This is a genomic window from Paenibacillus sp. FSL R7-0272 (assembly GCF_037969905.1).
In the GTDB taxonomy this organism is placed as follows: Bacteria; Bacillota; Bacilli; order Paenibacillales; family Paenibacillaceae; genus Paenibacillus; species Paenibacillus polysaccharolyticus.
On sequence record NZ_CP150221.1, the window covers coordinates 623,344 to 641,628 of the forward strand.

Below are 18,285 nucleotides of genomic sequence, written 5' to 3' on the forward strand. Positions count from 1 at the left end.
CGTCCATTTTCGTATATGATGGAGAGTAACAATGCGAAGGGATGACGGGAGACTGTAATGATGCAATCGCTGTATGGAGTATGGCTTGGAGACGTATTTTTTTGTTTTTCCGGTGAAACATCGGAACCGCGCGTAGATGCATGGAGTCACGTGGTGCGAAGGCTGCAATTTGGCGACGGGGGTCGTCTGTTTCAGCCTGCCGCGCTACGTCTTGCCGAACTGCGCTGGCCGAATCCGCTTCGAAATGCGGCAGAAGCCAAAAACGTAAAGCGGAGGCAGTTGCTTGGACGCACGCTTGAAGGATTGGCGGTTTCACCGAAGGATGCTTTCAGACTGTTATTGCAGTGGGACGATCAGATGTTACATGCAGCTGGGATTCAGGCTGGAGAAGAGATGCGTTACTGGGTCAAGGCAGCACAGTTCACACAGGAATTGTTGCTACGAGGGGCAATTGCTCCGGCGGCGGCATTTGCCGCTAAAACAGGCGCAAGACGGCGAACGGGTCAGGAGACCCTTACAGGGCTGTGGCATCCGCGTTTGCAGCTTGAAGAAGATCAGGAGCGTTTCAGAAGCCTTGCCGAATCCATGCCTCCCATTGCGCTGTCAGCGCCGGGGGCCTATGCCTCCACGGAGCCGGAGACACGTGAGGAAGCGGCAGGCACGGTATTGTTTTCATTTATGAGTGGCATCATTCATGCGGTGGTAACGAATGAACTGGAGAGCATGGATAGTGAACTTTCACGTTACCGGACATCGTTCAGGCGCGGCTCTTCACCGGTGTCTGAGCTATGGTGGAACAGTCTGATCTCCATATTCCGCCCAGTCACTGTGCAAGGACCGACAGAGGATATGGCGGACTTCGTGGATGCGATCCATGAGGCTGGGGGTACAACGATGCCTGCATTTGGTGTCGAAGAAATGCCGCCTGCGGAAGGGAAGTTCAGACTGGTCCTGCGTTTGGAGCCGCCTCTGGGGGAGCAGGAGACCACCTGGGGTATCAGTTTCTGGGTGGATAGCGATCAGGAGGCAGGTCTCAGGTTGCCTGCACGAAGCATTTGGGCACATCCTGAGCGCGATCTGGATCGGGGAAAAGTCTACTACGCCTCTGTGGCAGAACAGTTATTGATGGCCATCGGTGAGGCGTCTGAGCTGGCACCAGAACTGGAGACTGCTTTGCTGCATGCTCGTCCCGAGGGGATGCAGTTGCAGCAACAGAGTTTTTTTGAATTTCTTACCCATGCCGTTCCCAAGTTGCAGAAGGCTGGGGTAACGGTTCTAATGCCGTCGAGATGGAGTCGCGCGGGGAAACGGCGTGCAGGTCTGCGCTTGCAGATGATGAACGGAGCACCGGAGCGTCAACCTGGAGCTGGTTCTACACTCGGCATGGAGCAACTCGTAGCCTTTACAGCAGAGCCGATGCTGGATGGAAAGCCGATTACGGCAGAGGAACTTGCCGCACTGGCTGAATCCACCGTTCCCTATGTTATGTTTCGCGGGGAATGGATTGAAGTGGATACCAAAGAGATTCGCCAAGTGCTTCGATATATGAAAAAAGAAGAAGAACAATACATGCCGCTTTCCGAATGGCTACATCTTGCCGCAGATGAAGGGGAAGATTCCATTTGGAAAGGGATGTCTGTTTTCGGTGCTGAATCTGAAGGCATGCTCGCTTTCCTGCTAGAGGGACAGGTGCTTCGTAACATTGAACCTCGCCCAGTGCCAGCGGAGTTGCATGGTGAACTGAGACCGTATCAGGAACGTGGATTTCAGTGGTTATCTGCCATGGGTGAACTGGGCTTCGGGGTATGTCTTGCCGATGATATGGGACTTGGAAAAACGGTTCAGGTCATCACATGTCTGCTGGATCGCAAAGAGGAGGAGCGCCAGGCTGCACTGGAAGAAGCTCAGGAGTCCGTTGGTGATCCAGATACAGATATGCCGGAAGGTCAATGTCCTACACTTATTGTCTGCCCAACATCTCTACTGGGCAACTGGCAGCGTGAGCTGAAGCGTTTTGCTCCAGACCTGTCACTGTATATTCATCATGGTGGACAAAGGCTACATGGAAATGCTTTTGAAGAGGAAGCGCAGAAGCATGACATCGTGCTCACAACCTATCACCTGGCAGGCCGTGATGGCCCGGATTTGGCTTCGTTGCACTGGTCGACCGTTGTACTGGATGAGGCACAGTATATTAAAAATTATCGGACGAAGCAGGCTCAGAGTGTCATGCGGCTGTCCACTTCTCATCGGATTGCCATGACAGGAACACCGGTGGAGAACCGTTTGAGTGAGCTTTGGTCTATTTTCCAATTCCTGAATCCGGGATATCTCGGTACATCTTCTTCGTTCCGCCAGCGGTATACAGGTCTGGCCCCTTCGGAAGAGAACGCGGCTTCGCTCCGGGAACTGCATCGACTGGTGTCGCCGTTTATGTTACGCAGGCTGAAGAGTGATCCGGATATTCGCAAAGATTTGCCAGAAAAGCTGGAACTGAAATCCTATTGTTCACTGACACCGGAGCAGGCGATTCTGTATCAACGGGTCGTGGATGATCTCATGGGTGGTCTGGATGGACGGAACGGTATCGCACGTAAAGGGATTGTGTTATCCTCTCTGACCAAACTGAAACAAATTTGTGACCACCCTGTTCTGGCGGACAACAGCCGGAAGGAGCATGGGAAGGCCGAGGCATCGGGCAAAATGGAGCGACTGCTGGAATTGCTGGATGCCATCCGGGACAACGGAGAATCGGCTTTGATCTTTACCCAGTATGTTGCGATGGGGGATCTGTTGGTCTCCAGACTGAACCGGCGTTATGAGGAAGAGCCTTACTTCCTGCATGGTGGGGTTTCCAAGTCACAGCGGGATGAAATGGTGGAGACATTCCAAAAAGGGGAAGGCCCGTCTATGTTTGTCCTGTCTCTTCGTGCAGGCGGCGTGGGTCTGAACCTGACACGGGCAAGCCATGTCATCCACTATGATCGCTGGTGGAATCCGGCGGTGGAGAACCAGGCGACAGACCGGGTATTCCGCATCGGGCAGAACCGCAACGTTCAGGTACACAAGTTGATCTGCCAGGGTACATTGGAAGAACGAATCGATGAGCTGATTGAGAGCAAGAAAGCTCTCTCCGAGCAGGTCGTAGGTTCGGGTGAAAACTGGCTGACCGAGATGTCAGACGATGAACTGCGTAGTCTGATCTCGCTTCAAGGAGAGACTTGGTTATAGATTAACACTGAGGTATGTAGTGGATAAGGTTATTCACACTACATTTGAATGTTTGGCAATGAAGGCAAAATCGGCTTGTTGTTGGTAAAGCTGGTTTGCATGATCAATGAAGGGAGGGGGATGATGATGAGCGAAAAATGGAACATCGAGCTGCATATGTCCCCCGGGGTGTGGACAGCAGAGGTGAATGCAGTGGTGGATTCAGGAGAGACTGTGCCCGGGTCCGCTGATACAGATCGGACCGGAACAGCCGCATCCGGCGTGTTCACGGTCACAGGCACGCTGCCGCAGCTAAGCGAGGCGCAGCGCGAGGCCGTGCTGACGCAGCTGCGCAAGCGCCCGCTGGCGCTGTACGCCCTGCTGCGCGGTGGCCCGGCGCCAGAGGAGCTCGCCGGGCTACTGCCCGCGGCGGCGCCTGCTGGCACGCCAGGCGAGGCCGCGCTCGGCGCTGCGCCTGCAGCGGCGTGCACCTGCGGCCGCGCGGGCTGCGCGCATGCCGCGGCGGCGGAGCGCGCCGTTGCTGCGCGCCTCGCGGCCGAGCCGCTGCTGCAGCTGGCGCATGCCGGCCTGCCGCGCGAAGCGCTGCTCGCCGGCGTGCTGGGATCATGGGCAGAGGAACTTGCCCATGATCCCAGCGGCCCGGGCCGCGCAGCGGAAACGGCGGGCCGCCCGCAGGCGCGGGCTGGCGAAGGCGGCGCGGCCGTCGGCGAGTGGATCGCCGAGGCCGCCGCAGACGGCGCCATGCACCAGCCGGGGCCGGGCTTCGGCGCCGTGGAGGTGCGGCTCGCGCAGCCGGGCAGACCGCCTGCGCTGCCCGAGCTGACCGCGCTGCTGCCGGGTGTGCCCGCAGCAGCCGGTCTGGATCTCATCCGCGAGCGCGTGGCGGCGCGGATGTGGCAGGCTGTCCAGAAGCACAAGGACAGCCCGGCAACCAAATGAGGCATCACACAAGTACAGCGGGGGAGATCACCAGATCGCCCCTGCTTTTTTGTGGAGCTTAGCTTTCATTTCCAGTTTCCATCTGAAGTTATCTAAGATTGGGATGTTGCATTAAATGTACAGAAATCAAGGCTACAAGCTGTATAAAGGGTATATCTTTGCATAGAGACTGGGAGAAGGAACTCTTTACTGGTGGAGCTTATCGTACATTTAAGGTATACTGTCGCAGGGAACATCATAGTAACCATGAGAAAACGCAAAAAAGATATTCATTCTACTAAGGTGATAGGAGTTTTATGATGAAATCAGGAACAGGAAGACAGCGCCGAATCGTGGTTCTGCTGTCCTCACTTATGATATGTGGAGCCTTGCTGGCTGCGTGCGGTTCCGGTGCGAACGAGAATCAGAACGCAAACGGAACACCTGACACGGAGCAGGGAACGGATGGCACAACCGTGCATTTGACCGATGAATCTGGCTCAGATGGCAAAGGCAATGCGGAAGGTGATAACACAGCAAATTCGGGTAGCGATGAAGGCACAGATAACGGCTCAGGCAGCGTATCTACCGGAGAAGGGCAGGGTTCTGCGGACAATGGAAGTGGTGGTGCAACAGCAGAAGATCCGCTCATGGAGAAACGCAGCATCAGCGCTCTGCAGACCACGATTGACTCCCAATCGGTGGTCACTAATGCGGAGGCAATGACGGTCATTGTCAACAAACAGCGTAGTCTGCCGGAAGGTTATGAGCCGAGTGATCTGGTCGAGCCTGACGTGCCGTTCTCATTCGAGGGGCCGCATGAGAAACGTCATATGCGCAAAGAAGCAGCGGAAGCCCTGGAGAAACTGTTTGCCGGTGCCAAAGCAGACGGGATTGAGCTTCGTGCCGTGTCTGGATACCGGTCTTACAAGCGTCAGGTATCCATCTACAACAATAATGTGAAAACCAAAGGGGAAGAGTATGCTTCCCGTGTAAGTGCCGTTCCAGGCCGCAGTGAACACCAGACAGGTCTTGCCATAGATGTATCCAGTCCAAGCGTGGGCAATGTGCTGGAAGAGGTATTCGGCTCATCCAAAGAAGGCAAATGGCTGGATGAACATGCTGCCGAATATGGCTTTATCATTCGTTATCCGAAAGGCCAAGAGAGCAAGACGGGTTATGTGTATGAGCCTTGGCACATTCGTTATGTTGGTGCAGATATTGCACCCGATGTTGTAAAGAGTGGTTTAACTTTGGAAGATTACTTTGACGAGGCTAATATTAAACTTTAATTTTCTTTGTACGTTAAGCAAATCCCCCTGAACACTTAACCTTACTTAAGGTAAAAGTGTTCAGGGGGATTTTTGAGTTTGAGGAAAGGAAATAAAGTTGAAATCAAGTTTTAATCGTTGATTGAGATGAGTACGGACTGATATAATTCATCTTTAATCCAATAACGAAATGACATAAAGCGAGGTTAGGAAAATGAGCAGACAGCAGGTATTTACGGGCTCCCCTTGGGAACCGCTAGTAGGGTATTGCCGTGCAATTCGTGTGGGTAACCGGGTAGAGGTTGCCGGGACAACAGCAATGCAGGATGGCGTCGTTGTGGGTGCGGGTGACCCGTATGTGCAGACCAAATTTATTTTGGAGACGATCGAAAAAGCGCTGAAAGAGCTTGGTGCAGACTTGACCGATGTGGTTAGAACACGTATGTTTGTCACGGATATTTCGAAGTGGGAAGAGGTTGGCAAAGCACATGGCGAATTCTTCGGACAGATCCAGCCTGTAGCTACGATGGTCGAAGTAAGTGCGCTCATTGACCCCTTGTTGATGGTGGAGATTGAGGCTGAAGCAATTATAGAATCTTCAGATGAGGCTTGATCATATTTTCTCTATCCGGAAAACAGAAGAAATATAACAGATAACAGATACTTACCTTAGAATGCATACCTTAGAAGTTTTGATACTTACTCATTTGTGAAAAAACCTTTCCACGCCCTGACAGAAGACAGGAGGGAAAGGTTTTTAGCTTTTCTAGCCTTTACGCGTCATTCCACATTCACTCTACTTTACTTGCCTATAGGCTAATTCTAACTTTCTATCGGCACATCCTACCGCCTTTACTCGGCTTTGGGCTGAACTGCCGGAATCTCTACAACCACTTTCCAAGCTGTCCCGATTGGAGGCAGGCTGCGTGTCAGCATCGGGCTATAGAAACCCATCACTTTGGCATCTTTAGTCAGTTGCTCCGCTTTTACAATTTCGCCTCTCTGGTTCACTAGCGAAGTTTCTTTGTTGATATTTAAAATGACATGATCTGGTGCAGTCTCAGCCAGACGTGTACCTTTAATCTCAATCTGGGATACCGTGCCGTCCTTCATAATTACATTTTCAATCGTACCAGAGGTTCCAAAAAGTTCTTGAGGTTGCGCTGCTGTTTCAGCTGCTGTATCCAGTACGGTTACTTTATATGTCGGTGTTTGTGGAGGCAGACTTTTGGTCATCATTAAGGAGTGTTCAGCTTCTACCACCATACCGATGGACAGGTCAGCCAGTTTAATCTCTTTTCCCTCCGCAGAAATAAATGTTGTTTTCTCGCTTAGGTTTAGCACGATACCATCCGGCCCAGCGCCACCAATCTGAATGGATTGATATTTATCCTGATTTGAAATCCGGGTAATCACGCCGCGTTCTTTAACCGTTTTGACGTCCTCCTCACTTCTAATCTCCACCTGATCTCCCGTTGTGCTTACTTGGGCGTTTAGGACTTTCTCGGCAAAAACAGCAGGTACGTAAAGTGTTCCCTCCTTGATTTCAGGAGCTGTACCGAGGGTCAGCAGCATTTTGTTTACAGAGTAACGATCTTTACCCGCAAAAACCTGAGTCCACAAGGCGCCGCGAGTCAGCTCTGCGGACTTATCTTCCTTATGCCATTTCAAATCGATTCCGAGAGCTTCGGTTAGCGCTCGAAGCGGGATCATGGCTGCCTTATCGTCTTGAGTCCAATATCCGTTAGCAACCGCTGCACTATTGACGGATACATGTACAACTCCTGTAGTACTGCTCGGGGCAGAAGTGACGGTTTCCTGCATAGGTTGTACCGTGTTATCTACTGAAGCAGCATAAGCAGCCCCACCGCTCAGTGCCATTGAAAGAGCCATGATGGTGCTTACCTTTTTCATGTTGTTTTTCATTCGTAATCATCCCTTCTCATCTGCGTTGTGTCGCGGTAAACTTTTATACAGATCACCGCATCTCATCTTTACTGACGGGATAACCTGTCTCAGTGTTGCAGTAGGATATAAACACTGTAAGCGCCGTATGTTCGTTTCAATTCGGAATATTGCGTAAGAAGCAGGTTATCAGCAGTAGGATTAGGTTAATTTCAAAGTATGCGGATCATTCCGTGCCAGATGAGGAGGAAACGAACCGATGAGTGATATGTTGGTCGCGCTTTATCGTCTGCCTGAGCAACACGGCGGGCTGGAAAAACTGAAGGCCGCATCCATTGTCATTCGCAGAGCTATTGCTCCGGAGAAACAGCAGGTGCTGAACTGGGTGAGAACCCATTTTAACCAGCATTGGGTAGATGAATGTGATGTCGCCTTTGCCCGACAGCCTGTGACCTGTTATATTGCGCTGGAGCATGGAAGAATGATTGGTTTTGCCTGTTATGAAGCGACCTGTCGTAATTTCTTCGGCCCTACTGGCGTAAGCCTGGATGCCCGTGGAAAGGGTGTTGGGACTGCCTTGCTACTGGCCTGTATGCATGCGATGAGAGCAGATGGCTACGGTTACGCGATTATCGGATCGGCCGGGCCGATGGACTTCTACAAACGAACGCTGGGCGCGGTGGAGATTGAAAATTCAACACCAGGTATTTACGAAGGCATGCTGCGGGCAGACTAGACGTTAACGAAGTTTTGGAAAAGGAAGGGAGGACGAAGATGAGCACCAAGCAAATGCTGCATATCGGTATGATTGGCACAGGTTCCATCTCGGATCTTCATATGAGGTGTTATGCCAAAAATGAGGATGCCGTCATCTATGCCATCTGTGATCTGAACGAGGAACGGGCCAAAGCAGCCGCACAGAAGTATGACGCTCAGTCCGTGTATACGAACTATCGTGAGATGCTGGAAGACCCGCATGTCGATGCGGTCAGTATCTGTACATGGAATAATACCCATGCGGAATTTGCCATTGCGGCATTGGAGGCTGGCAAACATGTGTTGCTGGAAAAGCCGGTGGCTACGAATGTGGAAGACGCACTGCGAATTGAGGAAGCGGTGAAAAAAAGCGGACGGACCTTTGTTGTCGGCTTTGTACGCCGGTATGATAACAACATGCAGATGCTGCGCAGATTCATTGATGCCGGCGAGTTTGGCGAGCTTTATTATGCGAAAGCGTCGATTTTGCGGCGCCTGGGTAACCCGGGCGGCTGGTTTGCGGACAAGGCTCGTTCCGGAGGTGGCCCATTGATTGACCTGGGTGTACATATCATCGATCAGTGCTGGTATCTTATGGGTAGACCGAAGCCTGTTTCCGTCAGCGGGAATACGTATCGTAAACTCGGCAATCGTGCGAATGTGGAACATCTCTCATTTTACAAAGCGGCAGACTACAGTGCTGCGATCAATAATGTCGAAGATATGGCCAATGCCCTGATTCGTTTTGAAAACGGCGCTTCTCTGGCGGTAGATGTGAGTTTTACCCTCCATGCCCGTGAGGATGAATCCTTTGTTAAGCTGTACGGTGAGCGCGGTGGATTTGAACTGGAGCCCAAAACACTGATTGTCACCGAGAAACATGATACCATCATGAACATCGAACCTCAGACAGATCATTCCGGTCTGGATATACACGGTGCATTCCAGAATCAGATCGATCACTTTGTAGAATGTTGCCTGAACGGTACGCCGCCCATCAGCCCGATTGCGGATGGGGTGACCTCCACGCGTATGCTGTGCGCCATCTACGAGTCTGCCGAAAAAGGGCAAGAAGTACGTTTGGATTAGACGTTGATAATATAGAATATAACGAATAAATAATAACGGAAAGTTGAATCATGACTATTCTCGCGGGAAATTCCGCTGACAGAATAACCCTCCTTCTAAATGGTAAATGGAGCAGAAGGAGGGTTATTGCTTTGGTTATAGGATGGTTGCATTTCATTATTTATTCATCGGTGAGTTTTCATATCCCGGGTCATCGTAGTCCGTATTCTGAAGCTTTGGAAGCACGTCCATGTCCTCTATAGCCTGTCTGGTCTCCGTTGTACCATGATCGTAGAGGAAGGTGTACAGCATCGTCACGCCGTCTGTTATTCGTTCATTTCCATCGTCGTGGTCTGCCGATTTGTAAGGTACGGGGGCCCGCTGTAACGAGTAGTCGTCCCCCTCCTCAAGCACTTTCATCAGATCTTGCAATGTTGCCAATTGTCCATCATCCACAAGGACTTCGAACGGAGTAGATTCGTTTCTCGTTCGTTCAATAAGGTTATGAGTTACCGACACATACAGATGTTGTTTGCCTTCCTGCATAATCCAACCCCCATTTCAATATTGAAAAAAAAGACCATTTTACTGTTGAATTGGAAAAAAGACGCTTCTACTGTTAATAAACAGCAGCAAGCGCCCTGAAACGAAGAAGATGCTTCTCTATTTTCCAAATCGATTCGTCATTGGAACCTGTCGGGTGCCGGCAATCATCGTTCCTGAACATAGTGGACAGACAGGAGGGCCGGAGTTGGCCTTTTTCGTGGCTTTACCGGAAGGCACAGCCGGTTTCTGCCTCAACCATGCTTTGCATTTAGTCGAGCTACATTTCCAGACAGCTACCGTCTCTGTCCGCTCAGCGTTGCTCGAACCTGCTCGAGAGAAATCAGCATTTCGGGAAGTACTCGAAGTCATGGTTGTACTGGCAGTCTTCGGATGAAGTCCGGGTGTACTAAATGCTTTATGATCTCTAATAATTCCGCTGCCGCGTTTCTCGCTGAGACGATCTTCATCCCGCTCATCCAGCATCTCCATTTCCCGATGATCCTTATGGTTAATTGCACTACGCTGCCGATCGTGCTGCACATAAGATGAAGTTTGATGTGCAGTACCACCCTTACCATTTTCACGTCTGCCGGCATCTTTAGCGTTACCGATGCTTTTCCAGTTTCCGTTGCTGCTTCGGTTGTTGCTATTTCCGTTGTTGTTCCTGTTATAGCTTGCGTGTCCATCATTACTAGATGACGACGTGCTGCCGCTGCGTGCCTCTTCCCGTGTTTTACGTTTGTCTGGAACCTCCATGCCAAAGGCTTCAAGCAAGAAACGCGACACATCAGCAGGTTTGCCGTGATGGCTTGCGGGTGATGTCACATATAAGTGTTGTTTCGCACGGGTAATGGCTACATAAGCGAGTCTGCGTTCTTCCTCCAAAGCCATATCCAATTCAGCATCCGTCTGCTGCACGGTGAGTGCTGCCTTCTGATCTTCCGGAATATCCTGACGCAAGGCGGTACTGTGCGGCACAATGCCTTCACTGGCTCCGATCCAGTACACACATGGGAACTCCAGTCCTTTGGCCCGGTGAATGGTCATGAGCTGCACCGCATCACTATCCTGCGCCCGGCGCAGTGATTCCATCTCGCGATGTCTGCGGGACAACTCGTCTGCGAATTGCACGAATTCTTCCACGGTTTCGAACTTTTTGACAGCCGCTTCGAATTCATCCAGTGTTTCCAGCATCGTTTCCTTATAATGAGTAAAAATAGTCGGGTCGCCGCTCTCCATATACTTATCGTAGAACTGGCGGCGCATCTCCTGAATCGCGATAATCGGCTTCAGCTTGTGCAGAGATTTGATCAGCTTGATGCGTTCCTTGACCTGCTCCTGTTGAAACGGCTTCAACTTGTCCCATTTGCTCAGATGGATTAGCGGATATTTCTTGGCCTGTTCCTGCTCACAGCGCTGGATATACTCCAGTCCTGCATCACGGGACACATACAGCGGACCGAGTGCGCTTGGCAGAGCATCCATCGCTCGTGGGTTCAGAGACAGGCGCATATGATCCATTAACGGCTTGATCAGTGACTGATCATAGAAGACCGGAGCGGCCCCGTGTTGTACAAAGGGCACATCCTTCAGCACCAATTGCTCAAATACCGCCCGGCTGCTACTGGCAGTCCGGTGCAAAATAGCTATGTCCCGATATGGAAACTGCCCTTCCTCCACCTGCTCACAGATCTGATTCACGACCCAGGCGGCTTCTTCCTCGGCGTTAGATGGTGTAGCGAACCGGGGCGCATCCCCGCGTTGTCCTGCCGCACGCAGCCGTTTGTCACGTCTGCGTTTGTTGCGTGCGACCAGCTCGCTTCCAAGTCCCAGAATACGCGCATCACTGCGGTAATTAATATCCAGCGTCACGATGCGTGCACCTGGGTATACTTTATCGAATTCCAAAATCGATTCCTGCCGTGCGCCGTTGAACGTATAGATCGTCTGGTCATCGTCTCCAACAACCATCAGATTGCGGTGTGCTCCAGCGAGCATCTGTACAATCTCGTATTGCAGCCGGTTTGTATCCTGAAATTCATCAACCATAATGTATTGAAAACGCCGCTGCAGCGGCTTTAACACCGCCGGATCCCGAAGTAGCGCAGCCGCGCGCAGCAGGATATCATCAAAGTCCATTTTGCCACGATCCTGTTTCCAGCTTTCGTATCCGAGCAATACACGCTTGGCATCGCGCTCATCTTGCGTTTTCTCCGGCAAGTCTGCCGTGTCTGAACCTTGCATCTTCCAGGCGGACAGCATCGCCAGCAGACTCTCCGGCTGAAACGCCTCGCTCATGCCATTTTGGCGAAGAAGCATTTTCAGCACCGTATGCTGGGCCCGCGACTCACCAAAAATGTCTTCCTGTACCCCGTAATGGCGTAGCAAAGTCAGCGCAAACGAGTGAAAGGTGCGGGCCTGTACCGCTTTTGCTGCAGCAGGTCTAATCCCTGGCAAAGCAGCAATCCGGTCCTTCATCTCCGCAGCGGCCTTGTTGGTAAACGTCACGAGCAGAATGCTGCCCGCGTGTACACCGCTGACTTCCATCAGGTAGCCTGCTCTCGCAGCGAGTACAGTTGTTTTGCCGCAGCCAGCACCGGCGAGGGTGAGAATAGGCCCTCTGCCATGACGAACAGCCGAGATTTGCGGACCGTTGAGTTTAATGCCGGCTTCTTCAAGCAAGCGGAAATAATACGCGTCCTGCTGATCATCACCCACAAGCTGCCGGCTGGTTTCCAGCGGTGCCGAGGGGGATTGAGGCAAGGAGGACGCGGGGGTCACCCCGAGCGGACGGGGGTAGAACGTTGAGTTCGGACTTATCATGTTTCATCCACCTCTGTATACATTCAGGGATTGAATAATCCCGTTCAGGAGTAAAGAATTTGCCCTTTTCACAATCGCATTGTAAATTGGTAAGATAGAGTAAGTTGCGAATCCTGCGTGTTCCATTCATATGGAGTCAAAGTTCCATTATACCGAACGTATGGTCTTGACGAAAGCCCCTGTTTTGATCCAATATCCGCATAAAATGGGGTACCAGCGCGATTTTTCGCAACTTTTTGGCTTCATATCGTATAAGTTATATATCCAGAGCATCTCGCATGTTGCGAATTGCTCACCTACTAACTAATGAAGAATAATAATGATATTGTTTTGACGGGACAGAGGAGGAATTGTGATGAAACTGCTTCAGCGCATCAAAAACGGAGCAAACAAAGCAACAGAGCGTGCACAGCACGCCGTTGAGATTGGCAAACTGAACAATCAGATTGTGGGCTTGCAACAGGAACAAGAAGTCCATTTTACCGATATGGGCCGCATCTTCTATGAAGGTTATCGTGCACAGGATATGACGCTCGCTGAAAAGGAAATGGTAGATCTGTCTAATCTGTGTGACGAGTTACAGGATGAGATCGACGCTCTGCGCAGCAAGATTGCCGAGTTGAAAAATGAACGCCTGTGTGAGTGTGGACACGTTGCATCACTGGATGCCAATTTCTGTCCGAAGTGTGGACGCAAATTGGGCGAATCCAAACCGGGTGCAGCTGCATCGGGAACGGCCGGAGCCGCAGGGGTTGCCAAAACGGCAAATCATGAGACGGCAGCTACACAGAACCCGGTTGCGGAGAAGTCGATTTTTGATGCGCCGCCGGTTGTGGAAGAACATGAAGAGACCGAGCCGTATCATACGGTTATCCCTTCGATTGCGGATTTGGATACGGAACCGGGATATAACAGCACCGAGTTTACGCTGGAAGAGAAGGAAGCATTCGATGCAGAGTGGGAACGCCGCAGAGAAGAGGAGATGCAGCGGGAACGTGAGCGTCAGCAGGAGCTGGATGAGCGTATTCGTTATTGGAAAGAAAACAATCCGATCGTGAACACCGTAGATGTGCAGACGGAAGTGCCACGCGAAATGGTGAAGTGTCAGATTTGTGCATCCGAATTGCCAAAAGGCTCGAAGTGGTGCCCGCGTTGCGGAGCCGAGCAGATTTGATGCAGTAGACGTGCTGCCGTCAGGCAGTGCTGGTTGCTGACAGCATGGGGGGACAGAAATATGGACCAACTGCTGCATCATCTACGTCATCTCGGGTTCACCGAGATGGAATCTAAAATTATGGTGGAATTAGCCCGCCAGGGATCAGCCTCTGGATATGAGGTAGCCAAACGGCTGGGTGTGTCCCGTTCCAATGTATATGCAACCTTGCAACGACTGGAATCAAGAGGATTTCTCCGGTGCAGTCCGGGAGAACCTGCGAAGTACAGCATGTTGAAACCGGAAGAGATGACACGCATGATCTCTGATCAGATGCATACTTCTCTGGATTACGTCGAGCGAAGCATGCCGAAGAGCGAACCGGAGAAACCTGTGTTTTACAATGTCGAAGGCGACAAAAATGTTCTGGAGAATCTGAGTCGTGAACTTGCCGCAGCGCAGCACGAGATTGTAGTGGATGTGTGGCGCGAGGAAGCAGAACTGCTTCGAGAGGAGTTGCAACAGGCTGAGGCTCGGGGTGTACGCTTATTGTGGTCCTGTGAAGGTGGGGAAGGTATGGTAGATCAGCCGCTTCCTTTGCCGGGATTGCCCTCACATGGCATGGGTAACGGGCGTAAGTTCTCGCTCGTTGTAGATCGCCGCTGGTGCATGCTGGGCATGCGTGGGGAGTCATGTCCTACGCAGGCCGTGGTCACAGCTCATCCGGTAATGACCGGATTGCTACTGAATCATTTTGCACAAGAACTGGTGCTGTATGAACTGGAGCAGGATATCGGCGAGGAGTTGGAGGATCGCTACGGACGTCGGTACGCAGACATTGCTGCACGGTACTGGTCTACCCCTGCACCAGATCATGAACAGTAACACTACAGTAGCAGGAGAGCTCTTACGGGAGAAATAAGAAATACCAAAAAGGACGAGGCGCGAACAGAAGGGTTCGTTGCGGCTTCGTTCTTTTTGTGTTGTTTTGTGTTACTGATCGTGGCACTCTTTGTCTAGCACATACTCGAAAACCTACGGCTTGAGCGCTAACGATCACCACAAGCCTTATTTTGGCGAAATCGACCTCTTTCAGATTCTAACGATCCTCAGGAACGCTATTTCGTCCAAAAAACATCTTTTCACCGCCAATAGAGCCATTTTTGCCTAAATAACGTCTCTGGTGATCGTTACATTTCACGAGACCCCGAAATGGGGCAAATAACGTTCCCTGTGATCGTTAGAATTTTTCTGAGCCCAAGCTCGCGCACATTCACTTTAGGTGGTTCATGGGTACAACGATACAATTCAGAACCCAAATGCAGTGATGCTTGTTACAGCATTGGTTTGCCATCCGGTTGATAGTAAAGGAATGCTCCTGGAATACCTAAAGGGTAATGTGATTGGGAATAATGAAGGTAATCGTCTAGGGATGAGTTAAACGTATGAAGTAATGCTATTTTTGAGAAAATGAAGTTAGACCCCATGTACTCGTTTCAAAGCTTTGAGTACGTCGATATAATACGTGGAGCCATGCGGCACAAAATCCGCCGTGCTTACTTCGCATATGAGGCGTGCAGCACTGGCGGAATGCTCATAATCGCCATGATTGGACGAAAGGTCGGTTGATGTCATTGTGATTTCTTGGGTGCACTCAGACAGTGACTCACCAGTTCGTAGGGATGCGGTTAAGGGTGTGTCATCCTCTAATGGGGTAGATAACGCTTCACCTTCTTGCACGAATGTCTGTTGCGCACGCACACCAGATGCCTGCACGGCATCTTTCTCTTGGCGGAACAGGGCGAGCAAGTCATCCAGTGGCGCTTCATAGAGACTATCCACTTCGCTAGCCTGAAGAACATAGGACTCCAGTGGCTGGTTCAGGCACAGACCGTAGACAGCACTGAATTCCCGATCCAGAAACGGAATACCACGCACCTCACCCTGTAGCTGTTGCCTAGCCGTGAACAAATAAGTCAGTGCATCGAATGAGGTATGCACACCGAGCTCTTCTTCGAGTTCACGATGTGCATCCTGTAGCTGTTCACCGGCTACGAGGTGGCCTGCCGCTGTGATATCATAATATCCGGGAAAAGTATCTTTAATATCCCGTCTTCGCTGAAACAGAACCATGCGCTTGTCGCCTTCGTCACGCACGATCCAGCAATGAAAGGAACGATGCCAATATCCTTTGGCATGGACCTCGTTTCGGGGTGCTGTACCGATCCATTGTTGCTGATCGTCATAAATGTCGAAACGTTCTGGGGTCATGAAACGTATCTCCTTATATAGCAGAATTTAAAGTTCAAAATTTCACAAAGTATCTTTTTAACGAAAGGGGAACGATTGTATGGAATGCATTGTACACTTTCAGGTGATTTATCCGCAACCTCAGGAGCGTAAAGCGCTTAGGGGACTTATCTTTGTAGGGCAAGGTCAGGAGCCGGCCACGAGTCAGCTTACGACGATGTTCAAAGACATGGGATTTCATGTTCGTTTGGAAGACGAAGCACAGTTGTTGTTTAAACCGACGGATGCCAGCGCCAATTTTGAATACATTCGGGTTACTGAACTGGATACCGGGGAAGAGGTCTACAAGGAAGACAAAGATCTCAAATCGATTCTGGAACACTTGCTGCCAAAACGTTTCTAAATAAGAGACGCATGACCAGCATACAGCAATCACAGTAAATAAAAAAAAGGTCCCACCATTAAGGTGGAACCTGAACATTTGCAGGTTTGATGTACTTTATACGCGTATGCATAGCTAAAATAGTTTTCGATCAAACAAGAATGAGTATGCTTAAATGCTCTATAGATGCAGACAATAATCATTACATAAGCGTACATTGGCTTAGATGTCATTGCTGTATCAAGAATCAAACCTGCATTTGCTTTATTTATATTTGCTCTACACATTAATAGATCAGACCCTTATGCCGGAGCGTTGCTTCCTTCAGCCTCGAGCTGGGAAGTGCATTGGGAACAACGAGTAGCTGCAGCAGGAATTTCAGACAGACAGTACTTGCATGCTTTCGTTGTTTTTTTCGGTTCAGGCTTGGCATGCTCTTTACGTTTCAGATAGTTAATGCCTTTAACCAGCATGAAGATACAGAACGCCACGATAATGAAATCAATCATCACATTGATAAATTGACCGTAAGCAATGACGGTGGCGCCAGCTTCGTTGGCTTGAGCCAGTGTCGTGATGTCTTGTCCACCAGCTGTTTTTACGTCAGGGTCAAGGTTAATGATTTTTTGGCTGAAATCGATCCCGCCGAGCAGTTTCCCAACCGGTGGCATGATGATATCATTCACAAGGGACGTAACGATTTTTCCAAAAGCAGCTCCGATAATTACACCGACCGCCAGATCAATGACGTTGCCGCGAACAGCAAACTCCTTAAATTCTTTCAGTATGCCTTTCATGTAACAATCTCCTTTAACGACTAGATTCGGAACGCATCCTCCAAGGTAAGTCCCGTCAGGATACGCTTTTGTTCTCATATTGTACATAAAAAATGAAAATCAATCATCCCCCATTATGCAAAAGAAACATCGTTTCCGCAAATTCCATGAAAATACCTCTTTATTTCAAGCCGCCAATTCGGTATACTTCTAACATTGTCAGTGAGATTACACTTTTACATTCAGGTTCGCAATTATACATGGATACGAATCGTGAAGCCAAAATGAATTGAATAGCCGTTACTCGTATATGTGCAGGAATAGGCCTGCATGTCTCTACCCGATCACCGGAATGATTGGACTACGGGAAGGATGCTTCTACGTTCTGCGTGGGTTAAGGTTAGGTCTGCCTAAATACATAGGTATGGCTTCCTGAGCCTCGCCCTGTGGCGTATGCAGTGTTCGAGCGGCTTGTGTCCGTACAGGAACAAGTCCGTCTTTCCCGTCTCCGGTTCATGCCGCAGGTGTGGACAGGCGGGCTTTTTGTTTTTTTACCCGGGAGAGATATTGTGGAGCAGACTGTACATGGCGGTAGAGGGCATTTGGGAGGAAAAAACGATGCAATTGTTAAAAGACAAAGTAAGACAGGAAGGCATTGTCCTGTCCGAGCAGGTACTCAAAGTAGACTCATTCCTGAACCACCAGATGGACCCCGTGTTGATGAAGGAAGTTGGCAAAGAGTTCATTCGTCGGTTTGAAGGGGAGAACATTACACGTGTGCTGACGATTGAATCATCCGGCATTGCGCCGGGTATTATGACCGCACTGGAACTCAATGTTCCGCTGATCTTCGCCCGTAAGCAGAAGTCACTTACCCTAACGGAAGATATTTTGGTGGAGAAAGTGTATTCCTTTACCAAGCAGGAGACGAATGAAATCACGGTAGCGAAGAAGTTTATGAATCCCGGCGACCGCGTGCTGATCATTGATGATTTTCTGGCGAACGGCGAAGCTGCATTTGGCCTGGCTCGTATTGTAGAACAGGTTGGCGCGGAAGTCGTTGGGATCGGGATCGTGATTGAAAAAGCATTCCAGCCGGGAGGCCGTCTGTTGAAAGAAGCGGGTTACCGCGTGGAATCTTTAGTTCGTATTGGAGCACTGTCCGATGGACAAGTAACCTTTGCAGATGAGGAGGGCACGAACTAG

The 18,285-nt window shown here is 50.4% G+C and carries 15 protein-coding genes and 1 riboswitch; of the genes, 10 read left to right on the top strand and 5 right to left on the bottom strand.

Annotated elements, in window-relative coordinates:
• Nucleotides 1-57 precede the first annotated feature (57 nt).
• From MKY23_RS02855 to MKY23_RS02870, 4 genes are all read left to right on the top strand, one after another.
• Nucleotides 58-3,231, top strand: a complete 3,174-nt coding sequence (locus tag MKY23_RS02855) for a DEAD/DEAH box helicase (protein ID WP_154891367.1) — start codon at nucleotides 58-60, stop codon at nucleotides 3,229-3,231.
• Nucleotides 3,232-3,279: 48 nt separating this feature from the next.
• Nucleotides 3,280-4,170: a hypothetical protein gene (locus MKY23_RS02860; RefSeq protein WP_339835107.1), complete on the top strand. Its 891-nt coding sequence runs from the start codon at nucleotides 3,280-3,282 to the stop codon at nucleotides 4,168-4,170.
• A 299-nt stretch (nucleotides 4,171-4,469) separates the two neighbouring features.
• Complete coding sequence (locus MKY23_RS02865) at nucleotides 4,470-5,441, top strand: D-alanyl-D-alanine carboxypeptidase family protein (RefSeq protein WP_339839166.1); 972 nt, start codon at nucleotides 4,470-4,472, stop codon at nucleotides 5,439-5,441.
• Nucleotides 5,442-5,634: 193 nt separating this feature from the next.
• Nucleotides 5,635-6,033, top strand: coding sequence for a RidA family protein (locus MKY23_RS02870; RefSeq protein WP_123067305.1), 399 nt, complete (start codon nucleotides 5,635-5,637; stop codon nucleotides 6,031-6,033).
• Nucleotides 6,034-6,272: 239 nt separating this feature from the next.
• Here the strand turns inward: MKY23_RS02870 and MKY23_RS02875 are convergent, their stop codons facing one another.
• Nucleotides 6,273-7,334 (bottom strand): copper amine oxidase N-terminal domain-containing protein, encoded by a 1,062-nt coding sequence (locus MKY23_RS02875; protein WP_339835110.1) that lies wholly within the window; start codon nucleotides 7,332-7,334, stop codon nucleotides 6,273-6,275.
• A 250-nt stretch (nucleotides 7,335-7,584) separates the two neighbouring features.
• Here MKY23_RS02875 and MKY23_RS02880 point away from each other — a divergent pair, with 250 nt between their 5' ends.
• Both MKY23_RS02880 and MKY23_RS02885 read left to right on the top strand, forming a co-directional pair.
• Nucleotides 7,585-8,061: a GNAT family N-acetyltransferase gene (locus tag MKY23_RS02880; protein WP_154891364.1), complete on the top strand. Its 477-nt coding sequence runs from the start codon at nucleotides 7,585-7,587 to the stop codon at nucleotides 8,059-8,061.
• Between the two features lie 38 nt (nucleotides 8,062-8,099).
• Entirely contained in the window at nucleotides 8,100-9,170 is a 1,071-nt protein-coding gene (locus MKY23_RS02885) for a Gfo/Idh/MocA family oxidoreductase (RefSeq protein ID WP_154960593.1), read from the top strand.
• A gap of 156 nt (nucleotides 9,171-9,326) precedes the next feature.
• On the opposite strand, the gene MKY23_RS02890 is transcribed toward MKY23_RS02885, so the two are convergent.
• Both MKY23_RS02890 and MKY23_RS02895 read right to left on the bottom strand, forming a co-directional pair.
• The gene (locus MKY23_RS02890) at nucleotides 9,327-9,695 is read right to left on the bottom strand and encodes a hypothetical protein (RefSeq protein WP_339835114.1); all 369 of its coding nucleotides are present in this window, start codon (nucleotides 9,693-9,695) and stop codon (nucleotides 9,327-9,329) included.
• A gap of 117 nt (nucleotides 9,696-9,812) precedes the next feature.
• A complete protein-coding gene (locus tag MKY23_RS02895; protein WP_339835116.1) occupies nucleotides 9,813-12,518 on the bottom strand; it encodes a UvrD-helicase domain-containing protein in 2,706 nt (901 codons plus the stop codon).
• A gap of 355 nt (nucleotides 12,519-12,873) precedes the next feature.
• On the opposite strand from MKY23_RS02895, the gene MKY23_RS02900 reads away from it, so the two are divergent.
• On the top strand, nucleotides 12,874-13,692 hold the full coding sequence (locus MKY23_RS02900; protein ID WP_339835118.1) for a zinc ribbon domain-containing protein: 819 nt from the start codon (nucleotides 12,874-12,876) through the stop codon (nucleotides 13,690-13,692).
• Nucleotides 13,693-13,752: 60 nt separating this feature from the next.
• Nucleotides 13,753-14,556 carry a TrmB family transcriptional regulator gene (locus tag MKY23_RS02905; protein ID WP_090918573.1) on the top strand — a complete coding sequence of 268 codons (804 nt, stop codon included), beginning with the start codon at nucleotides 13,753-13,755 and terminating at the stop codon, nucleotides 14,554-14,556.
• A 591-nt stretch (nucleotides 14,557-15,147) separates the two neighbouring features.
• Here the strand turns inward: MKY23_RS02905 and MKY23_RS02910 are convergent.
• Nucleotides 15,148-15,942, bottom strand: coding sequence for an NUDIX domain-containing protein (locus tag MKY23_RS02910; protein ID WP_308722961.1), 795 nt, complete (start codon nucleotides 15,940-15,942; stop codon nucleotides 15,148-15,150).
• Nucleotides 15,943-16,021: 79 nt separating this feature from the next.
• Between MKY23_RS02910 and MKY23_RS02915 the strand changes: the two genes are divergently transcribed.
• Nucleotides 16,022-16,324 carry a hypothetical protein gene (locus tag MKY23_RS02915; protein WP_090918571.1) on the top strand — a complete coding sequence of 101 codons (303 nt, stop codon included), beginning with the start codon at nucleotides 16,022-16,024 and terminating at the stop codon, nucleotides 16,322-16,324.
• A gap of 281 nt (nucleotides 16,325-16,605) precedes the next feature.
• Here the strand turns inward: MKY23_RS02915 and mscL are convergent, their stop codons facing one another.
• Nucleotides 16,606-17,100, bottom strand: a complete 495-nt coding sequence (gene mscL / locus MKY23_RS02920) for a large conductance mechanosensitive channel protein MscL (protein ID WP_090918569.1) — start codon at nucleotides 17,098-17,100, stop codon at nucleotides 16,606-16,608.
• A 263-nt stretch (nucleotides 17,101-17,363) separates the two neighbouring features.
• A riboswitch (purine riboswitch) is annotated at nucleotides 17,364-17,463 on the top strand.
• Between the two features lie 234 nt (nucleotides 17,464-17,697).
• Between mscL and MKY23_RS02925 the strand changes: the two genes are divergently transcribed.
• Nucleotides 17,698-18,285 (top strand): xanthine phosphoribosyltransferase, encoded by a 588-nt coding sequence (locus MKY23_RS02925; protein ID WP_090918567.1) that lies wholly within the window; start codon nucleotides 17,698-17,700, stop codon nucleotides 18,283-18,285.